At 50.5% G+C, this 24,454-nt stretch carries 24 protein-coding genes; 13 read left to right on the top strand and 11 right to left on the bottom strand.

Annotated elements, in window-relative coordinates; genetic code table 11:
- Positions 1 to 49: 49 nt before the first annotated feature.
- Positions 50 to 1,819, top strand: a complete 1,770-nt coding sequence (aspS, locus tag J9260_RS07950; protein ID WP_210220471.1) for an aspartate--tRNA ligase — start codon at positions 50 to 52, stop codon at positions 1,817 to 1,819.
- 165 nt (positions 1,820 to 1,984) lie between these two features.
- Here aspS and J9260_RS07945 read toward each other — a convergent pair whose 3' ends face one another.
- The 8 genes from J9260_RS07945 to J9260_RS07910 form a co-directional block, all read right to left on the bottom strand.
- A complete protein-coding gene (locus tag J9260_RS07945) occupies positions 1,985 to 3,280 on the bottom strand; it encodes a helix-turn-helix domain-containing protein (protein ID WP_210220470.1) in 1,296 nt (431 codons plus the stop codon).
- Between the two features lie 195 nt (positions 3,281 to 3,475).
- Positions 3,476 to 5,617, bottom strand: coding sequence for a bifunctional 23S rRNA (guanine(2069)-N(7))-methyltransferase RlmK/23S rRNA (guanine(2445)-N(2))-methyltransferase RlmL (gene rlmKL, locus J9260_RS07940; RefSeq protein ID WP_210220469.1), 2,142 nt, complete (start codon positions 5,615 to 5,617; stop codon positions 3,476 to 3,478).
- A gap of 61 nt (positions 5,618 to 5,678) precedes the next feature.
- Complete coding sequence (locus J9260_RS07935; protein WP_210220468.1) at positions 5,679 to 6,245, bottom strand: TMEM165/GDT1 family protein; 567 nt, start codon at positions 6,243 to 6,245, stop codon at positions 5,679 to 5,681.
- Positions 6,246 to 6,359: 114 nt separating this feature from the next.
- Positions 6,360 to 6,818, bottom strand: a complete 459-nt coding sequence (locus J9260_RS07930) for a rhodanese-like domain-containing protein (RefSeq protein WP_210220467.1) — start codon at positions 6,816 to 6,818, stop codon at positions 6,360 to 6,362.
- 106 nt (positions 6,819 to 6,924) lie between these two features.
- Positions 6,925 to 8,139 (bottom strand): ABC transporter permease, encoded by a 1,215-nt coding sequence (locus J9260_RS07925; protein ID WP_210220466.1) that lies wholly within the window; start codon positions 8,137 to 8,139, stop codon positions 6,925 to 6,927.
- Complete coding sequence (locus tag J9260_RS07920) at positions 8,139 to 8,855, bottom strand: ABC transporter ATP-binding protein (RefSeq protein WP_210220465.1); 717 nt, start codon at positions 8,853 to 8,855, stop codon at positions 8,139 to 8,141. Before J9260_RS07920 ends, J9260_RS07925 begins: the two co-directional genes overlap by 1 nt.
- Positions 8,852 to 10,189 carry an efflux RND transporter periplasmic adaptor subunit gene (locus tag J9260_RS07915; RefSeq protein ID WP_210220464.1) on the bottom strand — a complete coding sequence of 446 codons (1,338 nt, stop codon included), beginning with the start codon at positions 10,187 to 10,189 and terminating at the stop codon, positions 8,852 to 8,854. Before J9260_RS07915 ends, J9260_RS07920 begins: the two co-directional genes overlap by 4 nt.
- A 9-nt stretch (positions 10,190 to 10,198) precedes the next feature.
- Positions 10,199 to 11,557 carry an efflux transporter outer membrane subunit gene (locus tag J9260_RS07910; RefSeq protein ID WP_210220463.1) on the bottom strand — a complete coding sequence of 453 codons (1,359 nt, stop codon included), beginning with the start codon at positions 11,555 to 11,557 and terminating at the stop codon, positions 10,199 to 10,201.
- A 153-nt stretch (positions 11,558 to 11,710) separates the two neighbouring features.
- Here J9260_RS07910 and J9260_RS07905 point away from each other — a divergent pair, with 153 nt between their 5' ends.
- A complete protein-coding gene (locus tag J9260_RS07905; RefSeq protein WP_210220462.1) occupies positions 11,711 to 12,214 on the top strand; it encodes a DUF4405 domain-containing protein in 504 nt (167 codons plus the stop codon).
- Between the two features lies 1 nt (position 12,215).
- On the opposite strand, the gene J9260_RS07900 is transcribed toward J9260_RS07905, so the two are convergent.
- Positions 12,216 to 12,683, bottom strand: a complete 468-nt coding sequence (locus J9260_RS07900; protein WP_210220461.1) for a hypothetical protein — start codon at positions 12,681 to 12,683, stop codon at positions 12,216 to 12,218.
- 74 nt (positions 12,684 to 12,757) lie between these two features.
- Between J9260_RS07900 and J9260_RS07895 the strand changes: the two genes are divergently transcribed.
- The 3 genes from J9260_RS07895 to J9260_RS07885 all read left to right on the top strand — a co-directional run bounded on the left by J9260_RS07895 (position 12,758) and on the right by J9260_RS07885 (position 15,176).
- On the top strand, positions 12,758 to 13,045 hold the full coding sequence (locus tag J9260_RS07895; protein ID WP_210220460.1) for a DUF2934 domain-containing protein: 288 nt from the start codon (positions 12,758 to 12,760) through the stop codon (positions 13,043 to 13,045).
- A 65-nt stretch (positions 13,046 to 13,110) separates the two neighbouring features.
- Positions 13,111 to 13,797 (top strand): response regulator transcription factor, encoded by a 687-nt coding sequence (locus tag J9260_RS07890; protein ID WP_210220459.1) that lies wholly within the window; start codon positions 13,111 to 13,113, stop codon positions 13,795 to 13,797.
- Positions 13,798 to 13,799: 2 nt separating this feature from the next.
- Positions 13,800 to 15,176, top strand: a complete 1,377-nt coding sequence (locus tag J9260_RS07885) for an ATP-binding protein (protein ID WP_210220458.1) — start codon at positions 13,800 to 13,802, stop codon at positions 15,174 to 15,176.
- Here the strand turns inward: J9260_RS07885 and J9260_RS07880 are convergent, their stop codons facing one another.
- Complete coding sequence (locus tag J9260_RS07880) at positions 15,177 to 16,298, bottom strand: cytochrome-c peroxidase (protein WP_210220457.1); 1,122 nt, start codon at positions 16,296 to 16,298, stop codon at positions 15,177 to 15,179.
- A 147-nt stretch (positions 16,299 to 16,445) separates the two neighbouring features.
- On the opposite strand from J9260_RS07880, the gene J9260_RS07875 reads away from it, so the two are divergent.
- Positions 16,446 to 17,441 (top strand): GDP-D-glucose phosphorylase 1 family protein, encoded by a 996-nt coding sequence (locus J9260_RS07875; protein ID WP_210220456.1) that lies wholly within the window; start codon positions 16,446 to 16,448, stop codon positions 17,439 to 17,441.
- A 131-nt stretch (positions 17,442 to 17,572) separates the two neighbouring features.
- On the opposite strand, the gene J9260_RS07870 is transcribed toward J9260_RS07875, so the two are convergent.
- Positions 17,573 to 17,905 (bottom strand): hypothetical protein, encoded by a 333-nt coding sequence (locus J9260_RS07870; protein ID WP_210220455.1) that lies wholly within the window; start codon positions 17,903 to 17,905, stop codon positions 17,573 to 17,575.
- Positions 17,906 to 18,174: 269 nt separating this feature from the next.
- Between J9260_RS07870 and J9260_RS07865 the strand changes: the two genes are divergently transcribed.
- Genes J9260_RS07865 through J9260_RS07835 form a run of 7 tightly spaced genes read left to right on the top strand, consistent with a single transcriptional unit; the run spans position 18,175 to position 24,450 of the window.
- The gene (locus tag J9260_RS07865; RefSeq protein WP_210220454.1) at positions 18,175 to 18,387 is read left to right on the top strand and encodes a bacterioferritin-associated ferredoxin; all 213 of its coding nucleotides are present in this window, start codon (positions 18,175 to 18,177) and stop codon (positions 18,385 to 18,387) included.
- A gap of 17 nt (positions 18,388 to 18,404) precedes the next feature.
- Positions 18,405 to 18,617: a hemin uptake protein HemP gene (gene hemP, locus J9260_RS07860; RefSeq protein WP_210220453.1), complete on the top strand. Its 213-nt coding sequence runs from the start codon at positions 18,405 to 18,407 to the stop codon at positions 18,615 to 18,617.
- Positions 18,574 to 19,809: an imelysin family protein gene (locus J9260_RS07855; RefSeq protein WP_210220452.1), complete on the top strand. Its 1,236-nt coding sequence runs from the start codon at positions 18,574 to 18,576 to the stop codon at positions 19,807 to 19,809. Before hemP ends, J9260_RS07855 begins: the two co-directional genes overlap by 44 nt.
- A complete protein-coding gene (locus J9260_RS07850) occupies positions 19,810 to 21,120 on the top strand; it encodes a di-heme oxidoreductase family protein (protein ID WP_210220451.1) in 1,311 nt (436 codons plus the stop codon).
- Between the two features lie 13 nt (positions 21,121 to 21,133).
- The gene (locus tag J9260_RS07845) at positions 21,134 to 22,249 is read left to right on the top strand and encodes an imelysin family protein (RefSeq protein ID WP_210220450.1); all 1,116 of its coding nucleotides are present in this window, start codon (positions 21,134 to 21,136) and stop codon (positions 22,247 to 22,249) included.
- Positions 22,250 to 22,252: 3 nt separating this feature from the next.
- Positions 22,253 to 23,380, top strand: coding sequence for a DUF1513 domain-containing protein (locus tag J9260_RS07840; protein ID WP_210220449.1), 1,128 nt, complete (start codon positions 22,253 to 22,255; stop codon positions 23,378 to 23,380).
- 26 nt (positions 23,381 to 23,406) lie between these two features.
- A complete protein-coding gene (locus J9260_RS07835) occupies positions 23,407 to 24,450 on the top strand; it encodes an LbtU family siderophore porin (RefSeq protein ID WP_210220448.1) in 1,044 nt (347 codons plus the stop codon).
- The last annotated feature ends 4 nt before the right edge of the window (positions 24,451 to 24,454 follow it).

Below are 24,454 nucleotides of genomic sequence, written 5' to 3'. Positions count from 1 at the left end.
AAGTCTCCTAGCTTAAGTGCCTAGAAGTAGATCGAAATAGGAATTAGCGATGCGTAGCCATTATTGCGGGCAGGTGGATGAAGCCCTGCTAGACCAGCAAGTGACTTTGTGCGGATGGGTAAACCGTCGGCGTGACCACGGCGGTGTTATTTTTATCGACTTGCGTGACCGTGAAGGTTTAGTGCAAGTGGTATTTGACCCCGATCGTGCTGAAGTTTTTCAAACAGCCGAGCGCGTGCGTAATGAATACGTGCTACAAGTCGTGGCAAAAGTGCGTCGCCGCCCTGCCGGAACTGAAAACGCTAATTTACGCAGCGGTCAAGTCGAACTGTTGGGCTTGGAATTAAAGGTGCTGAACGAAGCCGTTACTCCACCCTTCCAATTAGACGAAGAAAACGTTGGTGAAGAAACCCGTTTAACTTACCGCTATATTGATTTGCGCCGTCCTGAAATGCAAAAGCGGATGCAAACCCGTGCGAAAGTTACCGGCTTTTTGCGGCGTTTCCTCGAAGATCACGGCTTTTTAGACATTGAAACTCCGATGTTGACCAAAGCTACCCCTGAAGGTGCGCGTGATTATCTGGTACCTAGCCGCACCCATCCGGGATCATTCTTCGCCCTGCCCCAGTCACCACAGTTGTTTAAGCAATTGCTGATGATGTCAGGCATGGATCGTTACTACCAGTTTGCACGTTGCTTCCGTGACGAAGATTTACGCGCAGATCGTCAGCCTGAATTCACCCAGTTGGATATTGAAACGTCCTTTATGGATGACAATGCCATTATGGGCTTGATGGAAGAAATGATGCGGGCGACGTTCAAGGAAACTTTGGGCGTTGAATTACCTAACCCGTTACCTCGGATGGCTTACTCAGAAGCCATGCATCGCTTTGGTTCCGACAAGCCGGATATGCGGGTTCCATTGGAATTCATCGAAGTTAGTGACTTGATGGAAAACGTCGAGTTCAAGGTGTTTTCCGCGCCTGCTAAAGACCCTGACAGCCGCGTAGTAGCGATGCGTTTACCGCAAGGTGGTGAACTGTCCCGTAAAGAAATCGACGATTACACCACGTTTGTAGGGCGTTACGGTGCAAAGGGCTTGGCGTACATCAAGGTTAATGACGTTGCCGCAGGTCGTGAAGGTTTGCAGTCCCCTATTCTGAAATTCCTGCCGGATGAAACCGTCTCAGGGATTATGCAACGTACTGGCGCACAAACTGGCGACTTAATCTTCTTTGGCGCAGATAAATCACGTGTAGTCAACGATGCACTAGGTGCATTGCGCGTTAAGCTGGGTCATGACCGTGGCTTAGTGCAAGGCGAATGGGCAGCATTGTGGGTTGTCGATTTCCCTATGTTCGAGTGGGATGACAAAGACAAGCGTTGGGTTGCCCTGCACCACCCATTCACCGCACCCAAAGGTACGCCAGAAGAGCTGTTGGCTAATCCGGGGGAAGCTCTGTCGATTGCTTACGACATGGTATTAAACGGCACGGAAGTAGGTGGTGGCTCAGTACGTATTCACAGTATGGAAATGCAGAAATCGGTATTCAAACTGTTGGGTATTTCTGATGAAGAAGCCGAAGAAAAATTTGGTTTCTTGCTGAATGCGTTGAAATACGGTTGCCCTCCGCACGGTGGTTTAGCGTTCGGCTTGGATCGTTTGATCATGTTGATGACAGGTAGTCAATCAATTCGTGATGTTATGGCGTTCCCTAAGACCCAAACCGCAGCTTGCCCGTTAACGAATGCACCTGCTGAAGTTAGTATGAAACAGCTTCGTGAATTGAACATTCGAGTGCAATTACCACAGAAGTAAGAAGTAGCTCTCCTAACCTCCCCTTGTCAGGGGAGGAATGGGAAAGAGATTTTTTGCCGCTTTCTCTATAAAATAAAATGTTTAGAAAACGTACTTACGTAATTTATACTAAATTCAATTAAATTATTTACTTATGATTTTTATATAAAGTTTTAGTTAACGTATTTAGTGCTTCACTAACTCGAACACCGTTGCGGGTTTGCCACTGCGCCCGTCATTACGGTGACGCGTACTCCGACGAATTCTTCCTTGTGTTTCCAATGACTTAAGCAAGGTATTCATCGTCGCTGATTTGATATTTTGCTGGAACACATTGATCCGAATCTGCGTGGTAGTTAACCCACCGTGTTTACGTAATGCCGCCAAAATCTTGTTGGCATCTTCGTTCTGCTCACCTTCAAAAATGTACGCCACACTACCCAAGCAGTAATCCCATAAATGCGCCGCAGCTCGCAGGTGATGTGCTTCCACTTGTGCCGTGCAATCCAGGAGAGCGAAAATACAAGCGATGCGTAATACCTGCATACGCGAACGTTCTGACATCGGTGTATTGGCTTTAGCGAGTGAAATCGCCAAAGTACTCCAAACCGTTAACGCTTCTGAAGTGAGACTTAACTCATTGGTTTCGGAAGAAAATTGGATGGCTTTAGCAATCTCATCGGCGTAATTCAGCATTCGCCCCACAGGAATACTTTCAGGAATCGCGACAATTTTCGGGCGACGCACGCAAACCCACAAAATCCGGCTGGCTAAAGCAGTGGCGTATTCGCTTTGCTCCAAGCGTTTCACCAATTCTTCGTAGGTAATGTGCGCCACAAAACACACGTGCGCATCTGTTACAGTTACCCGGTTATTTTTGGTCAACGGTGAAAAGTTGCCGGTATCCCAAAAACGCCGGATCGCGGCTGATACCGTATTACCTTCGCGTCGTGCTGCTTGTAGCACCGCCGCAAATTCTTCTTCCAAAATCATTAAACGTTTGTCTGGAATACCTTTGTCAGTCGGATTGCCATCCTCGTCTTCGGTATCTGCCGGGTCACGAACCGCCCATGCCAGCCCTTCCCCACTCGACATCGGCCCATCGCGGTATAACGCAGGCGACAAACCCATGCGCCGCAATTGCACATCGACGTAATCACGCATCAGTTTTCTTACTGGCGCGGCGGCTGTACCTTTACCGCCACCGGCTGAACTAGCGGTGACGCAAAACAAACGCGGTGGAGCTTCCACATCACCTAAACGCAACACGGCACGATTACCGAAATACGCCCCAGCCCACGTCAACAGATGCATCAAAACCCCGACTGGATCAGCTTCTGACTGCGCACAAGCCTCTTGAGCAAAACGTCCGGCAATTCCGTAGTAACACCCGGAATCAGGCACAGGAAATTCTGAAGGTACTTCTTCAACCTCAATGGTGTGGTGCGCACTGTTATCGTGTAAGCGGACGACGTTACTCATATCGAGTGTTCTCCGTTAATGACCTAAGTATGTAAATAATTTTACTAAAAAATGCAACTATTATCAGTATAACTAACTGTTTTAAAAGTTAATAGTATTTTTTACGTAAGTACGTTTAATAAAATTTTTTGAAGGCTTCAAATAACTTCCCACTCTTCCCACGTTTATCATGAGAAGAGCAGGCGTTTTGTGTGTTTAGCGGTGTTTGATCAACCAGCAACCGTGAATTTTAGGATCACGTTCAAAGTCTAACGGTAAGGATGCTTTACGATAATCCTGTACTTGGTACTTAGCCTCTACTTCAGGATCTAATTGGAACTTTCTGAAATTATTAGAAAAAATCAGTGTTCCTTCCGCGCTCAATACCCGCATTGCATCGTTTATCAGGGCGATATGGTCACGCTGTACATCGAATGCACCTTCCATACGCTTGGAATTGCTGAAGGTTGGCGGGTCAAGAAAAATCAGGTCATATTGCTCATTGCACTCACTTAACCAGTCCAGCACGTTATCTTGAATGAAACGGTAACGGCGGTAAGGATCATGTTGAAAACCGTTTAAGGCTAAGTTTTCACGCGCCCAAGCGAGGTACGTGGCTGACATATCGACGCTATCAACACGACTTGCACCGCCGACTGCGGCATGAACGCTTGCAGTTCCGGTATAGCAAAATAAATTCAACACGCGCTTATCTTTGGCATGTTGTTGCAGCCAGTAGCGCATCGGTCGATGATCTAAAAACAAACCGGTATCTAAGTAATCGGTGAGGTTTACTTTAAAAGTCACGCAGTGTTCGGTCACGTGTAAGGCTTGCTCTGCCCTGCCCTGTTTTTCGTACTGGCTTTTACCTTTTTGTTGTTTACGTTGTTTTAACACGATGTGGTTAGGATTTACGTCCAGCACGTTTGGCAAGGTCATTAACGCTTGTTCTAAACGGTGTTTTGCAGTTTTTTCGTCAATCGTTTTAGGTGGAGCGTATTCTTGTACGTGTAACCAGTCGGCATAACGATCAACGGCAATCGCGTATTCGGGAATATCCGCGTCATAAACCCGATAAGCATCGGAATCGCCGCGTTTGATCAGTGGTTTCAGTTTGCGTAAATTCTTGAGAATGCGATTGGCTAAATCCTCAGAAAACCAATCCGTTGGACGTTCTTTTTGAGCTAATTGATTGAAGGTGTAAAGCTTACATTCGTCTTCGCTGTTAACAAAACGGTATTCTTTACTGTAAAACAAATTGGTTAAGGGAATCGGTGCGTTGGCATCGGCAAATAATGCGCCGTGATATGTTGCTGGTAAACGCGCCATCCACTGTCCAAGTGCTTGATAGAGTGGTTGTAATGCGGCGGCGGTCATGCTGGTTTGATATGGGGTATGGTTGATGATTAAACCGCTGGCGGCGGCTGAAGCTTCCGGCATAGCGGTTAACGCGCCTTGCGTCCAACGTGCAGCAGGTAAGTCGATAGAACGCCAATCGGCACGAGCAGCGATTAATTCCGCCGGATTAGAGTCATTCCCCCAAAATACGTAACGGGCTTCTTTTGCCAAGCCTTCAGTGCGACGTTGTTCGGCATTATTCCACAGTTGTTGCCATAAATTTGCATCGTGACCTAACCAACGTTCTGCCACGGTATTGGTACGCAATAAGCCGGGGGCAATATCCAAAGCCATTAACGCGCCTTCAATCAAGAGCGTGCCTGCGCCGCAAATGGGGTCAAATAAGGCCAGCGTTGTTGCGTCGCTGGCGATTAGTTCAGGCCAACCGGCACGCACTAAAACGGCTGCTGCAAGGTTTTCACGCATTGCAGCACGGCTATCCGCTTGACGATAACCGCGATGATGTAGGCTGTGTTGATTCAGTTCGATACCGACGCTGGCATTGCCTTTGTGCAAATTGACTACAACCACAAGATCAGGTTCATTACTAACATTAGGGCGAATGCCTTCACGCGCCACGAAATAGTCAGCAATTTGGTCTTTTACCCACTGCGCCCCGAATTGCGTATTGCGAATATCGTCATTTAGCCCAAAGAAACGGACTTTCAAACTGCCATTGGCGCGTAAATGTTCGTCCCAAGGAATGCTCTGCAACAGAACCAATAATTCTTGCTGATTTTTTCCAAAGCCGCTGGCTAATTGCAGCGTGGCTCTGGATGCTAACCGACTCCACAACAAAGCGGTGTAGGCAAAGGTTAAATCCCCGTGCGCCTGCACACCTGCATGACCGATTTTGACTTGCTGGGCCCCTAAACTGGTGAGTTCATTGGCTAATAAGGGTTCAATAAATTGCGGGCAAGCGAAAAACCAAGTAAGCGGCGTTGCATCGTGAGCGTGCATATAGAGTGACCAACGTTAAAAATCGAACCGGGATTCTAACATTAATCGCTGCTAAATGTTGTCAGCCAACGCCTAACAACGCCAACACGCCCAGTACCGCGAAAATAGCCGCTGCAATACCATGTACCAGCTTCAAAGGTAAGTTATTAGCCATTTTATCGCCGAGTAACACCGCTGGGACATTGGCAATCATCATGCCTAAGGTGGTTCCAGCCACGACCCAGAACAACGATGCGTATTGTGCTGCTAATGCCACAGTAGCAATCTGGGTTTTATCACCCATTTCTGCGAGGAAAAATGCCACTAGCGTTGCGCCGAAAATACCGTAGTGTGTGGCATCGACTTTTACATCATCGTCATCCAGTTTATCAGGGATCATAATCCATACCGCCATTGCCAGAAACGATAAGCCTAAAATCCAGCGTAAGGCATTTTCACCTAAGAAAGTCGTGACCCACGCGCCGACAGCTCCTGCACCCGCATGATTCAGCAAGGTGGCAACCAAGATACCGAGAATAATAGGAATCGGACGGCGAAATTTTGCCGCGAGAACGAGAGAAAGGAGTTGGGTTTTATCGCCGATTTCAGCGAGGGCAACAATGCCGGTTGAGACTAAAAAAGCTTCCACAGCGAATATCCCGCAAAAGGGGCTGATTCAAACAAAGACGAGAAGCCGTGTCTAGTGAAAAATCCCTGTTTGGGTAGAGACGCAAAATCTTGCGTCTCTACCAAGTTACCGTTACTACCGCACCACTGGTTTATCAGCTTTGATCCAGCCCGTAATCCCGTGGGTAACGTTATATACCTGCTTGTAACCCACTTGTGCCAACATTTCCGCCCCGGCACGTGTCCGGTTTCCGGTACGGCAAATCAGGGCAACCGGCTTATCCGGTGCAGCAACTTTTTGGACTTTTGCCAAAAAATCCGGCGTAACAGAACCGTCTTTCTGGAATAAGGTAATCCGGTGGCTATCAGCGACGATGCCGGTTTGCTGCCATTCTTCTGGCAAACGAATGTCGATCAAGGTTACTTTTTTATCCAACAAAGCTTGTAATTCATCATTGGAGATATTACTCACTGAACCCTGTTGAGCAGAGGCGGTCGCGCTGTCTGCCGCCGCAGTTTCTGTTTTCGAGCAAGCTCCTAAACCAACGACGCTACTGATGACGATTGCCAATGCCAAAAATCTAACTGCGTACATGCTTACCAAGCTCCAAGATTAAATGCGGCATTTTATCGCTATTGAGAGCGATACGGCGTTGAGAATTATTAAATTTGTTACAAAATATCGCAAACTTCACACAACCTTACTCGTGCCGCAACGCATCAATCGGGTCAAGCCGCGCAGCGCGTTTCGCAGGCATGTACCCAAACAACACGCCAATCCCAGCCGAAAACACAAACGACAGCAAGTTGATGCTCACGTTGAAGGTATACGGCACATTCATCACCTGCGACAATGCGATGGATGCCAGCGTTGCCAACCCAATCCCGACCAAGCCGCCAAGGGAAGCCAGCACCACCGCCTCGATCAAAAATTGCAGTAACACTTCGCGCTCCAATGCCCCAATCGCCAGCCGGATACCGATTTCGCGGGTACGTTCGGTCACAGACACCAGCATAATATTCATAATGCCGATCCCGCCTACCAGCAAGCTGACCGAAGCCACTGCCGCTAACAACATGGTCATAATCTGGGTCGTGCCAGACATCGCTTCGGCAATTTGGCGCGTGTCTTGTACGTTGAAATTGTCGTCCTTGTCTTCCCCCAACCTGCGGCGTTCGCGCATCAAGTTGGTCAATTGCTCTTTGACGCTAGTAATGTCGTTTTCGTCCGCAACCGACACTTGAATGCTGGACACATTCTGATTGCCGGTCAAACGCCGTTGCACCGCTTTGATCGGCATAATGACGGTATCATCCTGATCGCGCCCCATCGACGCTTGCCCTTTGGATACCAATATACCGATGATTTCGCAAGAAAAGTTATTCACCCGCAAACTCTCGCCCACGGGTTGTTGCGTACCGAACAATTCACGGCGGATGGTTTCCCCAATCACGCACACGGTTTGCCCCGCCTTACCCTCTGCTTCACTAAAGGTGCGCCCTGATGCCAGTTTCCAGCTTCCGGCAATGAAAAAATCGTTGGTCGAACCTGTGACACTGGTTGACCAGTTGTTTGACATGGAAACGACCGTGGCACTCTTGCTCACTTCTGGTGCAACCGCTGCCAGCCCGGTGATTTGGTTGCGGATAGCTGCGACATCTTCTAGCGAAAACGGTGGTGAACCTGTGCTGCCGCCACCCGGTGGCCCCATCATGCGTTGCCCGTTGCGAATTTGCAGCAGGTTGCTGCCAAGACTTGAGACCTGATCTTTAACCGCTTGGGTTGCACCATTGCCCAGCGTCACCATGGTGATCACGGCGGATACGCCGATAACAATCCCTAAAATCGTCAGGAAGGAACGCAATAAGTTGCGGCGAACCTCGCGTAAAGCGAGTAAAAAGCTGCTCCATAACATCAGACGACCCTCTGTTGGCTATCAATGGCACGGTTACGCACATCGCTGTCGATATTGCCGTCAACGAAATGAATGATGCGTTTGGCGTATTCCGCCATATCCGGTTCGTGCGTCACCATGAGTACGGTAATGCCCTTGTTTTCATTCAGGTCAGTGAGCAAGGTCATGATTTCGTTACTGGTTTTGGTGTCGAGGTTGCCAGTCGGCTCATCTGCCAGCAAAATGGTCGGGTTGGTGACTATCGCCCGCGCAATCGCTACCCGTTGCTGTTGCCCACCGGACAATTCTGCCGGAGTATGATGCCCCCAACCTTCCAGCCCCACCTGTTGCAGCGCGGCTTGGGCAGCAATATGACGCGCTTCGGTGGATTCGCCCCGATACAACAGCGGCAATTCCACATTTTCCTGTGCGGAAGTCCGCGCCAACAGGTTGAAACCTTGGAACACAAAACCCAGATAATGCCGCCGCAACAAAGCACGTTCGTTGCGCGACAATTGTTCCACATGCACATCGCGGAACAGGTATTCACCGCCGCTGGGGACATCCAAACACCCCAGAATATTCATCGCAGTAGATTTGCCCGAACCACTCGGCCCCATGATGGCGACAAAATCGCCTTGCTCAATGGTCATATTAACCCCGTGCAATGCCTTAAAGCTCGCCTGCCCTTGCCCGTAGATTTTGGTGATACCGCGTAATTCGATTAACGCGCTCATGGTTTGCCACCTGTTGTACCACCGGTGCTTTCGGTGATTACCGCCATTCCTTCTTTCAAGCCGCCGCTGACGATTTCGGTTTGCTTGCCATCGCTAATGCCGGTTTTGACTTCGACGGCTAGGGGCGCGTTGTTTTCCAATACCCAGATTTTTTGCATTCCATCGGGGCTGGCGGCGGGTGATATGCCATTGGGGCGTTTTTTGGCTGTCCCCATTCCCGGCGGACGCGGCATCAGTTTAGAAATGAAGCTGCTATTGGCACTCGCCGCCGCAGGCGCAGCAGCCACCACAGGGGTAAAGCGCAGGGCGGTATTGGGAATGAGCAGAACATTTTCCCGCGCTTCGGTTTTAATGGTAGCGGTGGCAGTCATGCCGGGGCGTAAGGTCAGATCGGTATTTTGCACCGCTAATACAGTCAGGTAGGAAACCACGTTATTGGATGTATCCGCCCCTAAGCTGACGCGGGTAATTTCGGCGGGGTATTTGCGCCCCGGCCATGCGTCCACGCTGAATTCGGCTTTTTGCCCGGCTTTGACTTGCCCGACATCGGCTTCATCCACACCGACTTCGACTTCCATTTGTGCCAAATCTTCTGCCAGTGTGAACAAGGTTGGCGCGGACAAAGACGAGGCGACGGTTTGCCCAGGTTCGACGGTACGGGTCAGCACTACGCCGTTAATCGGTGAGGTGATAATGGCTTTGCCGAGATTGGTTTGCGAGGAACGCAGTTCGGCAGTAGCAGAAGTCACCGTAGTTTTGGCAACCGCTTCATCGGCTTGGGCGCGTTCCAACGTCGCTACAGCGGAATCCAGTTCGGATTTAGCCGGTAATTTACCACCGGATGCGCTGTACAACTCGCGTAAACGGTTGAGTTTAGTCCGTGCTTCTTTGACGCTGGCGGCAGCTTGTTTCACTTTGGCTTGTGCAGAAGCCTGCGACGCTTTGCCTTTGGTAATGGTGTCTTGCAACTGGGTGGTGTTGAGGCTTGCCAACTTCTGCCCTTTTGTCACCACAGCATTAGCTTCTACCAAGACTTCATCGACTGTACCCGATAGTTCCGTGCCAATATCGACTTGATTCTTGGGTTTTAAGTTGCCGGTTGCTGTGACCGTGACACTGAGGTTTCCGGTTTTGACGGGGGTGGTTTTGTAGCTAGCTTGGCTTGTGGTTTGCGATTGCCCCATGAAGTAATAGCCCGCGCCGCCTGAGACAATCCCCGCGACCAACAGAGCCAGCAGCCACTTGCCCTTGCTGCTTTGGGATTTCTTTTTGCCGCCTGCTGCCAATACCGCTTTGACGGAATCGTTCGTGGTTGAATTGATTGGGTTGCTCATAAGGTTCTCCTACCACGCGCCGCCGATGGCTTTGTAAAGGCTGATCATTGCCTGAGTATTTTCTGCTTGTGCTGCCAACTGGCTTTCTTGCGCACTCAAGACGCTGCGTTGCGCTTCCAGCACGTTTTGGAAATCTGCCGTACCGGCGTGATAGCTGAGTTGCGCTAAATTTTCGGCACTACGGGCAAGCGCGACATTGTTCGCTAAAATCGGTTGCTGTTCGCGATTAGCCTGCAAACTGGCAAAGGCATTGGCGACATCTTTCAACGCGGTCAATACCGCTTTTTGGTAACTGGCAACGGCTTGTTCACGCGCCGCATCTTTAGCTTCGACCTGCTGTTTAAGCCGCCCACCGTCAAACAATGGCGCACTGATTGATGCTAATAAGGAACGTACCATCGTGCTGGTATCCAACAAATCCGCGAGACTTAAACTGCTGAAATTGAGCGATCCGCCCAAATTAAAACTGGGGTAAAGATTAGCTTTGGCTTCACCAACACGCAAAGCCGCCGCCGTGACTTTGTATTCAGCGGCGCGAATATCAGGGCGTTGGCGGATGGCGTTTGCCGGAATATTATTAAGCAATTGCCCACTAGCCGCCGGAATCGGTTTGGCAGCCGCAAGACGTGAATTAAGTGCGCTCGGTTCTTTGCCGGTGAGAATGGCTAAAGCGTGTTGTGTTTGGCTAATGTTGCTTTCCAGCGCGGGGAGTTGCGCTTGAGTTTGCCCCAGACTGAGTTTGGATTGTTCGACTTCCAAACCGCTGGCAAGCCCCGCTTGTTGTTTCAACCCAATCAAACGCACGGTTTCATCACGGGCAGCAAGGCTTTGGCGTGAAATAGCAAGACGGGCTTGAGTTAAACGTAAGTTAACGTAACTGCTGGCAACTTCGGCGGCAAGCGAGGCTTTTACATCTTCCAGACTGGCTTGAGTAGCTTGTAAATCAGCGGCTGCGGCTTGATCCGCTAAATGGTTGCCTCCAAAAATATCAGCTTCCCAACTAGCATCAAGATTTGCGCTGTAGCTGTCCTTGCCATCGCTGCGGCGGGCGGATGCGCTAGTGGATAAACTGGGTAATAAACTTGCTCCGGCAGTGACACGTTGCGCACGAGCAGCACGTAAACTGGCTTGCGCAGTTTTAATATCGGGACTGGCTTGCAGGGCTTCTTGAATCAGCGCAGTCATTAACGGGTCGTTAAACGTTTGCCACCAATTGGCCTGCACTGGCTGACGCGCAACCGTACTACTGGGGTGAATTTGAGTGGTACTGGCAGGTGTAGCGGTATCGCGAATGCTGGCGGGCGTACACGCGACCGTTGCCATGCAAATGGCGAGGCTAATCAGCAGGCGTTGTGGAGCGAAGGCCATAAACGTAGTCCCATAAATAATTTCCATAGGACGAGTGTGGCGCAGGCTGACGTAAAGGTGGGTAAACCGTATGTAAAGATAGGTAAAGATGCTGTTATGGGTGGTAAATGTCCGCAATCATTATCTCATCAAAACTTTTCAGGAGATTAACACATGGACACTGCTACCCTGCGCCGCTGGGCGACACCATTGACGATTGGCGCGTTTATGCTGATGTCGATTACCGGCATTTTAATGTTTTTCCATATCAATCCGGGCATTAGCAAAGTGACGCACGAATGGCTGAGTTGGGCAATGGTCATCGGCGTGGGCTTGCATGTCGTGACCAACTGGAAAGTATTTTCACGGTATTTTTCGCAAAAAGCTGCCGTTGGGGTAATCGTTTTCTTTGCGATATTGACGGTTGCCTCCATGCTGATTCCGGGTGGCGATGAACGTCGCGGGCCACCGGGAGCAATGCAAGCCAGTCAAGTATTGCTCAATGCACCACTGGATAAACTGGCTGGCATTACGGGCAGCACTTTGGAAGGCTTACAGGTGAAATTGCAGGCGCAAGGCTTAAAACTGGACGCGACGATGGTGTCGCTGGATGCAGTGGCTAAGCAAAATCAGCGCAATCCGGTGGAAGTGTTGAATAGCGTGATTGCCGCGAAATAACTTAATCCGGGGAGAGATACGCCATAAAACTCCCCGCATCCGCCCCCGCCGCACTGACCACGTAATCGTAACCCTCGCCCCCTGCCAACACTTGCCAAGATTGTAAGGTGATGTTTGGCAGGGCGAACAAATGCAGCAAAAAATCGGTTTCCACTTGGCTGTTCACACTACCACGCCCTCCGTAACCGCTCTCAATTTTGATCAAATCACCTTGGATTTCGACAAGGTTATACACCCAAATATTACGTGGATCGTTGCCCGTCAAATTACCCAGATAAGCATCCGCATTTGCGCTATCCATCAAAGTGTAGGGACTATCAGCACATAGGCTATAGCCATCGAGGGTAGTGTTTACGAGTGTCTGCGCCAATGCTGCAACACTATCAGAGGTAACGTATGCCAGCAGCAACCAATCAGGCCCGTTACCATTCGCGGCAACTTGCCAGCACCACGGTTTTACCTTCGTCATTCTTGTTCTCCATGTACGCTCATCGCGCCGTCAGTATACACTCTGCGCACTATTGACCCGTCAGGAATTGAATCATGCTGTATTGCTATGGCGACTTATGCCCACTACGCGCCGACTGCTATCGGCATACCCAACCGACACCGGGGCGGGACAGGTTCGCCGCTCTGCCCTACGATGCAGTCAGCGAAACATGTAACTATTTCCACAGCAATGAACCCACCGAAGCCCTGATCCGCGAAACCGCGTATTACTTGTGGCTGCGCGAAGGTTGCCCCGACAACCGCGCCGACGAACATTGGGCAGAAGCATACCGGAACTTATGCATCAGCACTGGTCGTGTAAAGCCGTGTAAAGAAATGTAAAACCCCCTGCCCTTGCATTTCAATCACCGTATGATTCAAGGTATGACACCACTCAGAAGACAATCATGAGCAAGCTATTACTGGTCGACGACGACATCGAACTCACCACAATGCTGACCGAATACTTGGAACGCGAAGGTTTCGACATCACCGCTGTGCATAACGGTGACGCAGCGGTGCGCGAAGCCCTCAACGGCGATTACGCGCTGGTGGTGTTGGATGTGATGATGCCCGGCATGAGCGGTATCGAAGCCCTCAGCCGCATCCGCACCCACAGCAAAATGCCGGTGCTGATGCTCACCGCCCGTGGCGACGACATCGACCGCATTATCGGCTTGGAACTGGGTGCAGACGATTACGTGCCAAAACCGTGTATGCCGCGTGAATTGGTTGCCCGCATCCGCGCCATCCTACGCCGCACCAGCAGCGACACTACCACCACGAATCACGAACCGCTGCAAACTGGCGCACTCACCCTTTACCCCGAAAAACGCCAAACCCTCTGGCACGGGCAACCGTTAGAACTCACCAGCACCGAATTCAACCTGCTCGAAGTGCTCGCCCGTCAAGCCGGGCAACCCGTCAGCAAAGCCGATCTCTCCACCCACGGCTTAGGGCGAGCGCTGACCCGTTACGACCGTAGCATCGACGTACACATGAGCAGCATCCGCCACAAACTCGGCAACTTACCGGATGGGCGTTCCTGTATCCAAACCGTGCGCGGCATCGGCTACCAATTGATCGGGGAATAAACATGGGCAGACTGTTTTGGAAAATCCTCCTCACGTTTTGGCTGACGCTGCTGGTGGCGGGCGGGGTCACTGGCATTGCGGTCTGGTTGCACCACAGCGATTTGCAGGACATGGAAAAAGATGTGGTAATACGCCCCAGCTCCGTCCTCGCGGTCAAAGCGGCAGCCAATACCTTCCTCTATGGCGGCACAGCGGCGATGCGCAATATGTTGCTGGAACAACGCGATGAAGCCCCCCAAGACCTGCAAATTTACGCCGTGGATGCTAACGGCAAGGAGCTGCTAGAGCGCACCGTGTCGGATGATACCCTCCAACGGGTTCGCGCCAGTCTTGGCAAAAACCTCAAATTGCCCATCGTCCGCCAAGTCCAAACCGGGGCAGAAAGTTATGTGCTGTTCGCGCCACTAGCGGGGCAATACCCGCAATTCCAGCAAGAACGACGGCTGCCACCACCGCACCGGATTTCTACCCCAACTCTGATTGTCTCCGGCATTGCCGTCAGCTTTTTATCCAGCTTCCTGCTGGCCTGGTATTTCTCGCAACCCATTGGCATTTTGCGCAAAGCCTTCCGTGCCGCAGCCAAAGGCGATTTGAGCCAGCGTGTTACCGCAACAATTGGTTCGCGGCGTGATGAAATTGCTGATTTGGGTCGCGATTTCGACGATATGGCTACCAAACTGCAAATCCTAATGGCTTCGCAACGCCGCTTGCTGCATGACGTTTCGCACGAACTGCGCTCCCCGCTGGCACGCTTGCAAGCCAGCATCGGTCTGGCGCATCAACAGCCAGAAAAAGTCGCCAGCAGCCTTGCCCGCATTGAACACGAAGCCGGACGCTTGGATACCTTGGTGGGCGAAGTGCTGACGCTTTCGCGCCTCGAATCCGGCGTACCACAGCCGTTGGATGAATACATCGACATTCTGGAATTAGCCGATGCAGTAATTGATGATGCGCGGTTTGAGGCGAATGCGCTGTCACGCCAAGTGGTGTTTCAGTGCGATGTCGAGGGCAATCCGATCATTCAGGGGCATGGTGAATTGCTGTATCGCGCTTTGGAAAACGTGGTGCGCAATGCCATCCACCACACGCCCGAAAATACAGCAGTAACGTTGGCGATTCACCACGATACTACCGCGTCGCGCCTGCATCTGACGGTGGATGATCAAGGGTCGGGTGTGCCCGAAGCGGAATTGGGGAGCATTTTCGAGCCGTTCCAGCGCAGCAGTAACGCCAGTGCCAGCCGTAACGGTTACGGACTGGGGTTGGCGATTGCACGGCGGGCGATTGAAAGTCACGGTGGCACGATTCGCGCATTCAATAAAACTGACGGCGGGTTACGGATTGTGATCCAGCTCCCGCTAACGAAGCCAACAACGTGATTATTGCTCGTAACGCTTATCCGTCAGCGTTTTCATAAATGCCACTAAGGCATCAACTTCTGCGTCTTTCAAAGCTGGGGCTTGAAATTCCTTTTCCTGCAATGCCAGATTAGCATCAACTTCTGGCGCGTCCCACGGTTTACCCGTTTCCGGGTTGAGGGTTCGCTGTGAGTTGTTAAATTTGTCGTAAAACAATACCACCGTGCGCAAATCGGCAAACACACCGTTGTGCATATACGGCGCGGTCACAGCAATATTGCGTAAGGTTGGCACTTTAAATTTACCATCGGCGGTTTTTGCGTCGACATCCGGGTGTTCCAGCAAACCGTAGTCGACGAAATTTTTAGCTTTACCATTCGCCGCACGCACGGCCTGATTGGTTGGCACGCCCAAGTTATGGTACTGGTAATTGCTGAAGGTTTCGCCATCGCTACCCGGAAAAGTTTTTAACTGATGGCAACGGTTACAATTGGTGAATTGATTAGAAAAGAATAACGATTCGCCCAAGGACTCCTGATCCGTCAGATCGACCTCACCCTTCAAATAGCGGTCATATTTGGAATCAAACGGTGCGAACAGATCGGTTTTCTCAAACTCGCCCAAACTTTCCGCCATCGCCGCGTAAGCCGTTTCCGGTTTGTCGAAAACACTTGCGCCGAAAAGCTGTTTGAACGCACTGACATAATCCTGATTTTCCTGCAAACGCGCTACTACACTCGCTTTGTCCGGCATTCCCATTTCCACCGGATTGAGTGGCGGGCCACCTGCCTGCCCTGCTAAATCTTGCTCACGCCCATCCAGAAATTGCCCGCCGATGTATTTACCGGCTTTGTTCTGGTGAAAATCCGGGCTGAACTTCGCATAAGCAGCCGTCGGTGCATTCCTATCGCCCAAGGATTTGCCATCGTCACCCAATGAAACCGCTTTACCCACCGCCGTGCTGCGATTATCCACAAAACCGTGTGCTGGATTGTGACAAGTGGCGCAGGATTGCGTGCGGTTTTTCGACAGGTTTACGTCAGAAAATAACTTTTCGCCCAATGCGGCTTTGCTAGTCAGCGGCGTATTCGCCGCAGCAACGGGGGGTAACAGCAGTAGTAAGCAGGAAAGGATCAGGCGCATAGCATTGGGTTTTTAGTGGCTGGAAACGGATGCTAATATAAATGAGAATGCTTTGCATAACAATCAATATAAAGTATCCAAACCTTGACAAGAATGGTGGCTGCTATAACTATCCATTCCTTCACGAGCAAACAAGGCGTAACCATCATGCTGTTCACCACCTCACCCGACGCTTTCAAAGCCCGCTTTACCGACGGTTTACAAAACATGCTCACGCCCGATGGCTTGGGCGCGTTTATCTTGGTACTAGCAAACAGTATGCAAGACGCACAATTACGCCAACAGCTTGCAACACCCTTGCGTGAAACTTTTGCACAATTGCAACAACGTCAGCCTGACGGCCCCGTGGATGATGTCGCCACGTTCACCGCTTTACTGAAAACCGGCATTGAGATTTTTTCGGGTTGGGAATATGCACGTGCTGAACCGTGGGAACTGGTAATAAATCCGTTGCGGGGTCTACGCCCTATGCGGGTATCTGGCGAAGTATTCCACGAATTGCACCAAGCGTTTGCCGCTGATAAGTTTCATTTCAACAAGCCTTTTCTACGCCCGGAAATCCTGTGGGAAGGCACAGCGGAAGGCATGAACTTGCGGGTGTTGTATAACAAATTTCCATTCGTGCCTTGGCATACGTTGATCGTACCTGAGCCGCAAGCCACCCTGCCGCAATTTCTGACGCAATCCTATCATGAGCGCATGATGGAATTGGCTACCAACACAGCCACCTACCTACCGGGATTTGGGATAGCGTTTAATAGCGTTGGCGCGTATGCCTCGGTGAATCACCTGAATTTTCAGGGATTTATCCGCCCATCAGCATTTCCGGTGGAAGCAGCTCAGTGGCAGCATAACGGCGGCACACAAGCCTACCCGCTGCACTGCTGGCGTGCGGACTCTGCACAAGCAGCGTGGAAAATCATTGAAGGGTTACATCGGGAAAATCGACCTTACAACCTGCTTTACCGCCCGCAAGGATGCTACATTATGCCGCGCAAGGGGCAAGGCACAGTGAGCTTACCGGACTGGACACAAGGCATTGGCTGGCATGAGTTATGTGGTGTCTTTACGTTAGTGGAAAAATCAGCAGCGACAATGGGCGGCGCGGTGTTTTCACATGAGCTATCACGATTAACCTATTGATAATTTAGTGTATAAAGAAGGGGCTTGCGCCCCCGTTAAGGTTGTTTCAAAATTCCCAGAGAGGAACAGGAGCTTGTCAGGCCAAGGTTATTTTTATCAAGGCTAACCCAACAAGTTGTACACACAGTAATTCAGGCAAATTGGGGCTGCGGTTGTAATGCCGCTTGCTTTGGCCTAAATGGAATAATCGCTGCACCACCAGTGTGCGGAAAAAAGCTTCGGTAAATGTTTTCTAACTGATGTTTCACATCATGCGAACATCGTGCCAACAACAGGCATTTTACTAATTCTTGTTGAACACGCTGACACGGATTACATAATTCACTCAGGCAAAAATCGCCCTGCTCAATGCATTCCTGCAACTCTGCTTTGTCGAATCGCGCGACTTGCTCGCCAGTCTGCCGATTGTGCAAGCTGATAAATGGATCAACCCGATCCAACCATGCGTTTACATAAAACGTCATACACACCTCCATTTATCTCTTAAAAAAGAAATAACCTGGCTGGTGCGGAGTCACAAATTCATACACTGGCTTGGCTACTTTTTATTGCCGTTTTGAGGAGAGGCAAAACCTGTAACATGAATCAAATGATAATAATTCGCGTTTTATCGGTCAAGAACATTTTGAGAACTTTTCTCATTTCGGTAAATTACTGAGAACTACTTGTATTTGCAATTGCGCATGGTTATCATCAGTGCACTATCAAGAACGATTATTGTTTAGGTGATGCCATGTACGTTTGTATTTGCCACTCTGTGACCGACAAAGCGATTAAAAAGGCCGTCAAGCAAGGCCATGAAACGCTGGAAGCCATTCAGCAAGAGCTGAAAGTGGGCACGTGTTGCGGGCGGTGCAAAGGTCATGCCTGTGAAGTCATCGAAGAAACCCTTAACCCCGACACCTTTTCCTTTAACCTCAACCTAATGCAAGGTGCATTCGCATGATGTCTGGAGCCTTGAGAATGACGGATACCAAACCTCCCCTAGTCAATTTAGAAGAATTGATGCGTGGTTGTAAAAAGGTCATTTTACAGCACGGCAAGCGTCCCTATTTCCTCACCATTACCCGCCGTGGCAACCTGATTTTGACCTCAGCGGACGATGACTCGCTTTTTTCGGAGAAAAATTGTCATGAATCGTATTCGCCAACTGGTAGCAAGCGCACTCTTCGGTAGCGCGTTAACTATCGCGCCATTGTGTGTTGCTGCTGAAACTGTCACCGCTAAAACGGTTATGGAGCATTACGTTAATCTTGCCCACGCTGGTTTTAGTGATACCTTGAGCACAGGTAAAGTGCTGCAAGAAAAAGTGAATGCTTTCATTGCCAATCCAACGCCTGAAACTCAGCAAGCGGCTAAAGCCGCATGGTTGGCGGCACGTGTTCCATACAGCCAAACCGAGGCATTTCGTTTCGGTAATCCCAACGTGGATGCATGGGAAGGTCAAGTGAATGCTTGGCCGTTAGACGAAGGATTGATTGATTACGTTAAACAAGACCTTTACGACCACGAAGAAGGCAATAAATTTGCCACTGCCAATATTATCGCGGGCAAAGAGCCAATCAATGCCGAGTTACTGAAAGCCTCCCATGAAAAAGGCGGTTCTGAAGCTAATGTTGCCACCGGCTATCACGCGGTTGAGTTTTTGCTGTGGGGGCAAGATTTCAATGCCAGCCCCAACGACGCAGGTACACGTGCACACACGGATTACGCCAAAGGTGATACCTGCACCAACGGTAATTGCGAACGCCGCGCTGAATACCTCAAAGCTGTGACCGATTTGCTGGTCGCGGATTTGCAAACGATGGCGGATGATTGGGCAGATGCGCAAGACAATTACCGCAAAACCTTCCTCGCTTTAGATGAAAAAGAAGCAATGCGGCGTATGTTATTCGGCATGGGTAGCCTGAGTTTGGGTGAATTAGCCGGTGAGCGCATGAATGTCGCGTTGTTGGCGCATTCGCAGGAAGATGAGCATTCCTGCTTTAGCGATAATACCCATAATGACATTGCGGAAAACGCTCGCAGCATCCAGAATATTTTCAATGGAACCTATCAACGCGCTGATGGGACGAAGCTCGAAGGTGCAAGCCTTGCGCAACTCGTCGCCAGCAAAGACGTGAAAGCCAGCGAAACACTGGTCGGTAAATTGAGCGACACCCAGCAAAAAGTGACTGCCATTGTCGAAACTGCCAAAAAAGGCGAAGCGTTTGATCAGCAGATTGCCGCTGAAAATAAAGCAGGTAATCAGCGTATTAAAGCAGCGATCGCCGCGTTACGCAGTCAAACAGGCGACATTGAAGCAGCCGCAAAAGCCTTGGGTATCGACAATTTAAGCCCTGAAAGCAGCGACTCTTTTGGTGGATAAATGCGAGTAACTTTAGCCATGACCCTCAGTAGCTTGATGCTGCTGTCAGGTCTAGCCAACGGCGATACCCCCCGTTCCCTGAGCGGGAACCCGCAACAGCATGAAGATTTCGCCGTCGGTGGCGCATTCTTTCAGCAACCCTGGGTTATCGCCCCCGCCTCGACCAGCGCACGCGATGGTTTGGGGCCGTTATTCAAGGCTAATAGTTGCCTTGCCTGCCATATTGGACATGGGCGCGGACATCCGCCGTTTACCGATGCCGAACCGTTTATGTCGACCATCGTTAAGTTGGGTGTCCCTATTCGGGATTCCCAACAACACGAGCAAGCCAAGGTATTGGGTGTCGCACCTGACCCTGTTTACGGCGATCATTTACAAACTTTAGGTATTAAAGGCTTACCCAGCGAAGCGACCCCGCGTTTTCGTTACAGCGAAATCCAAGGGGAATTCAAAGATGGCACTAGCTATACCCTGCTGAAACCGCATTTGGAAATCACCCAGCCGAATTACGGTGCGTTCGCCCCCGATATTCAGTTTTCTGCACGGGTTGCACCGCCATTGCTGGGCATGGGGTTGCTGGAAAGCATTCCTGAAACGGACATTCTTGCCAATGCTGACCCAGATGACCGTAACGGTGACGGAATATCAGGCAAACCCAACACTGTGTGGGACATAGCCAAACAGCAAACCGTGTTAGGACGCTTTAGCTGGAAAGCGAATCAGCCCAGCATTCGCCAGCAAAGCGCAGATGCGTTTCGTAACGACATTGGGATTACCTCAAGCTTATTTCCTGAACAGCCATGCAGTGCGGTACAAACCGATTGTTTGCAATTACCTACTGGCGGTAAACCTGAAATTCCCGACGATTTACTTGCTACCGTGGTGTTTCATGTTGCTAACCAACCCGTACCAGTGCGTCGCACAACCAATGACATTCAGGTAATTCAAGGGCAGCAATTGTTCGGGCAAGCGGGTTGTGCGGCCTGCCATATTCCTAGTTTTACAGCATTGGCAAACCAGCCTCACCAGCCCTATTCCGATTTATTGCTGCACGATATGGGCGAGGGTTTAGCCGATAACCGCCCGGAATTTGCAGCCAGCGGACGCGAATGGCGCACTGCGCCGCTGTGGGGCATTGGCTTAACCGAAAAAATTAACGGTCACACCCGCTTTTTACACGACGGACGCGCCCGCAATCTGCTCGAAGCCATTTTGTGGCACGGCGGCGAAGCGGAACCAGCCAAACAAGCGGTTGTCGCCATGCCAAAAACCAAACGGGAAGCGTTGCTGCACTTCCTCAACTCCTTGTAATGGAACGCATACCATGTTTAAGCAACTGATTTTGCTACTTTGTCTTGCCCCGACCACCTTATGGGCGCAAACCGTTACACCACTGCCTGATTCCGACGGATTACTGGTCAGTATCACTGAAAAGGCGATTCAACCGCTGTACCGCGAACTCGATAAAGCCGGGGAAGCTTTGGCACAACAAAGCAAAGTATTTTGCAGTAACCCGAATCAGGCAAATTTTACAGCAGTACGTCAGGCATGGGCGGAAACCTTACTGGCATGGCAACGCACGGATGCCCTGCTGTTTGGCCCGGCAGTTGAGAATCAGCGGGATTTCAATGTGCATTTTACCCCGCCGAAAAAACTGGTGATCCAGAAACATTTAAACGCCAGCACCGCACTCACACCGGACACGATCGCGCAAACTGGGGTGGGTGGGCGTGGTTTGCCCGCACTAGAGTGGCTCTTGTTTGACCGCGAACAACCCATTGATGCGCAACTCAAAACGTTCCAGCAAGACGGCGGTAAACGCCGTTGTGCGTATGTTCAAGCCGCCAGTGAATTATTGCAAGGCGACTTACACGAGATTGCACAAGCTTGGGCAGACGAAGGTGACAATTACGCCAAAGCCTTTAAAACAGCGGCGCGAGGTAACGCGCACTTAGCCAATACCCAACAGGCATTGGATACATTGGTCGGAAAAATCTATCAATCTTCCGAAAAAATCGCAAAAAACCGTTTAGGAAATCCCTTAGGCAAAGGCTTAGTCAGCAGTGGGACGAATCACGATACGGTGCAAAATCAATCGAACGCTTACCAATTGGAAGCATGGCGCAGCGGATATGCCATTCAAAGCGTGCGTGCCAATATGCAGGGTTTGCAACGTCTGTTAGTCGATGGCGGCATCCTCGCACAACTGAAAACACAAACCGCCAACCAAGCTCTTGCCGAACAGTTAACCACGGCAATCGAAGCCTTTTTAAAGCTGCCTGTACCGGAAGCGGATCCGTTTGAGTTAATTAGCCAAGGTCAAGGCGCGGCATTGGATGATTATTACCAGCGTGCAGAAAGCATCCGTAGTTTAATCCGCACCCAATTAGCCCCGGCGATGGGTGTGCAACTGGGTTTCAATGATAATGACGGAGATTAACCCATGAATCGTCGTCAGTTCCTGTTACTCGCCACTGCCGGAAGCTTCGGTGCTGCTTTGGGAGTCAGCGAGTTAATGAAGTTTGCGGCACAACCTGCCCCTGTATCAGCAAAGCCAACACCGACTTGGTTATATTCCGCTAGTGACAATCCGGCGGGCGGACATTTTCTGAGTAAGCTCGATCTAAGCAGCGGCACTGTGCAGTCGTTACCGGTTGGCGTGCGTGGGCATGGTGTCTTACCCATGAGTGACGGGCGCGTTTTAATGTTTGGGCGACGACCGGCGTTTGCTTGTGAAGTCGTCAACTTCGACGATGCCAGCAATCTTACCCTGAACGCGATTAACGGGCGGCATTTTGCCGGACACGGGTGTTTGTCGGGGCGCGGGGACGTGCTGTTTACCACCGAAAATGATTACAACGGTAAGCGTGGAGTGCTGGGCATTCGTGACAGCAAAAGCTTGCAACCCGTGGGGGAATACACCACTTACGGGCTTGATCCGCACGATGTGCAGTTGCTGCCCGATGGTAAAACGCTAGTTGTTGCGAACGGTGGCATTGAGACTCACCCTGACTTTGGGCGACGTAAGTTGAATCTCGATACCATGCAGCCCTCATTGGTTTACCTTGATAGCGAAACCGGCAAAAAGCTTGATGAATACCGTCTACCAGACCATCAATTAAGCATACGTCACCTGATCGTTACCCCCGATGGCGATGTTGGGGTGGCCTTGCAATACGAAGGTGATTTGTACCGCAAACAACCCGCGTCCTTAGTTGCATGGCAACACGCGGGCGGAGATTTACGCTTACTGGCGGTTGATAATCCTACCGTTGCGCAGTTTAACGGCTACATGGCGGATTTAGCTTACGACCCGCAGCAACGCATCGCCGCTGTGACATCACCGCGCGGCAATCACGTAACGTTTTGGGATACCGATGCCGGGGCGTTTTTAGCAGCGATTCCGCTCACTGAACCCAGTGGTTTGGCTTTTATTCCCGCACAAGGTTTTGTGGTATCGGGAGCGAACGGCGATTTACACCGTTGCCAAGTCACAAAACACTCGACAAATGCAACTTTGTTGCATAAATTTACCGATACCTTATGGGACAATCACTTAACGATTGCCTGATTTTGACTAATTTGGAGAATACAACGATGCAAAAAACCTTACTGGCAAGCTTGATTGCTACCGCGCTTGCTACCCCGCTACACACCGTTCAAGCTGCTGAAGTCAGCGACCAACTCGAAGTATTCGGCACGATTGAAGTGGAATATGGCAACAACAAAACTAAGCAGGCTGACGGCACAACCACCACCGAAAAAGGCTCCGCGTTGGCAACCGGCGCGTTCGGCTCTATCATTAAACCCAATGATAAATTCGACATCACTACTTCGTTTTTGTACGAAGAAGATTTAAACGCCGTAGCTACCCCGCTGGAATTGGATGAAGCCTTCGTTACCTGGCACGCTATGCCCGCAGAAAAGCTTGATATTACTGCCGGGAAAAAATACCTGTCTTTCGGCAAATACGACACCTCAATGGTTTCTGATCCGCTGACATTGGAGTTGGGCGAAACCAACCGCAAAGAAGTGCTGCAAGCATCAACCAAAAACGGCAACCTTTCCGCAACAGCTTATTTGTTTAATGGCGAAGCTGAAAAAACCGACGGAACGGGTAAACACAAAAGTGGTTTCGGTCTGGGCGTGGGCTATGAAACTGAAAAACTAAGCGGCGGCATCGACTATGTATCGAACATTACCGAATCCGGTGGTTTTGGTGATGTCAGTAATGCCAGCAAGAAAGTACCGGGTGTCAGCATCTACGGCTCAACCAAGCTCGGCAACGTCACCTTAATGGGCGAACACCTGATGGCAACCAAAGCCTTCCAAGCAGGTGATTTAGCAAGTGCTGACGAAGATGGTGATGGTACACCCGATTCAGTTTTGGACGCTGCCGCCAAACCGTCGGCTACTCACTTGGAAGCAGCTTTCGATCTGCAAAACGACCGAACTATCGCCATCGGTTGGGATAAAACCAAACAAGCCGCACAACTGGGGTTGGATAAAACCGCTTACGGTGTTGCCTATCGCCAACCGTTATACAAAGATTTAACAGGTGCTATCGAACTGCGTCAGTCGAAAGGCTATGACGATGCCAAAACCCGTGCGTTAACGGCGCAAGTGGCTTACGAGTTTTAAGCTA

This window comes from Thiothrix unzii (assembly GCF_017901175.1).
Classification (GTDB): domain Bacteria; phylum Pseudomonadota; class Gammaproteobacteria; order Thiotrichales; family Thiotrichaceae; genus Thiothrix; species Thiothrix unzii.
This window is presented reverse-complemented; position numbering and strand designations above follow the sequence as displayed.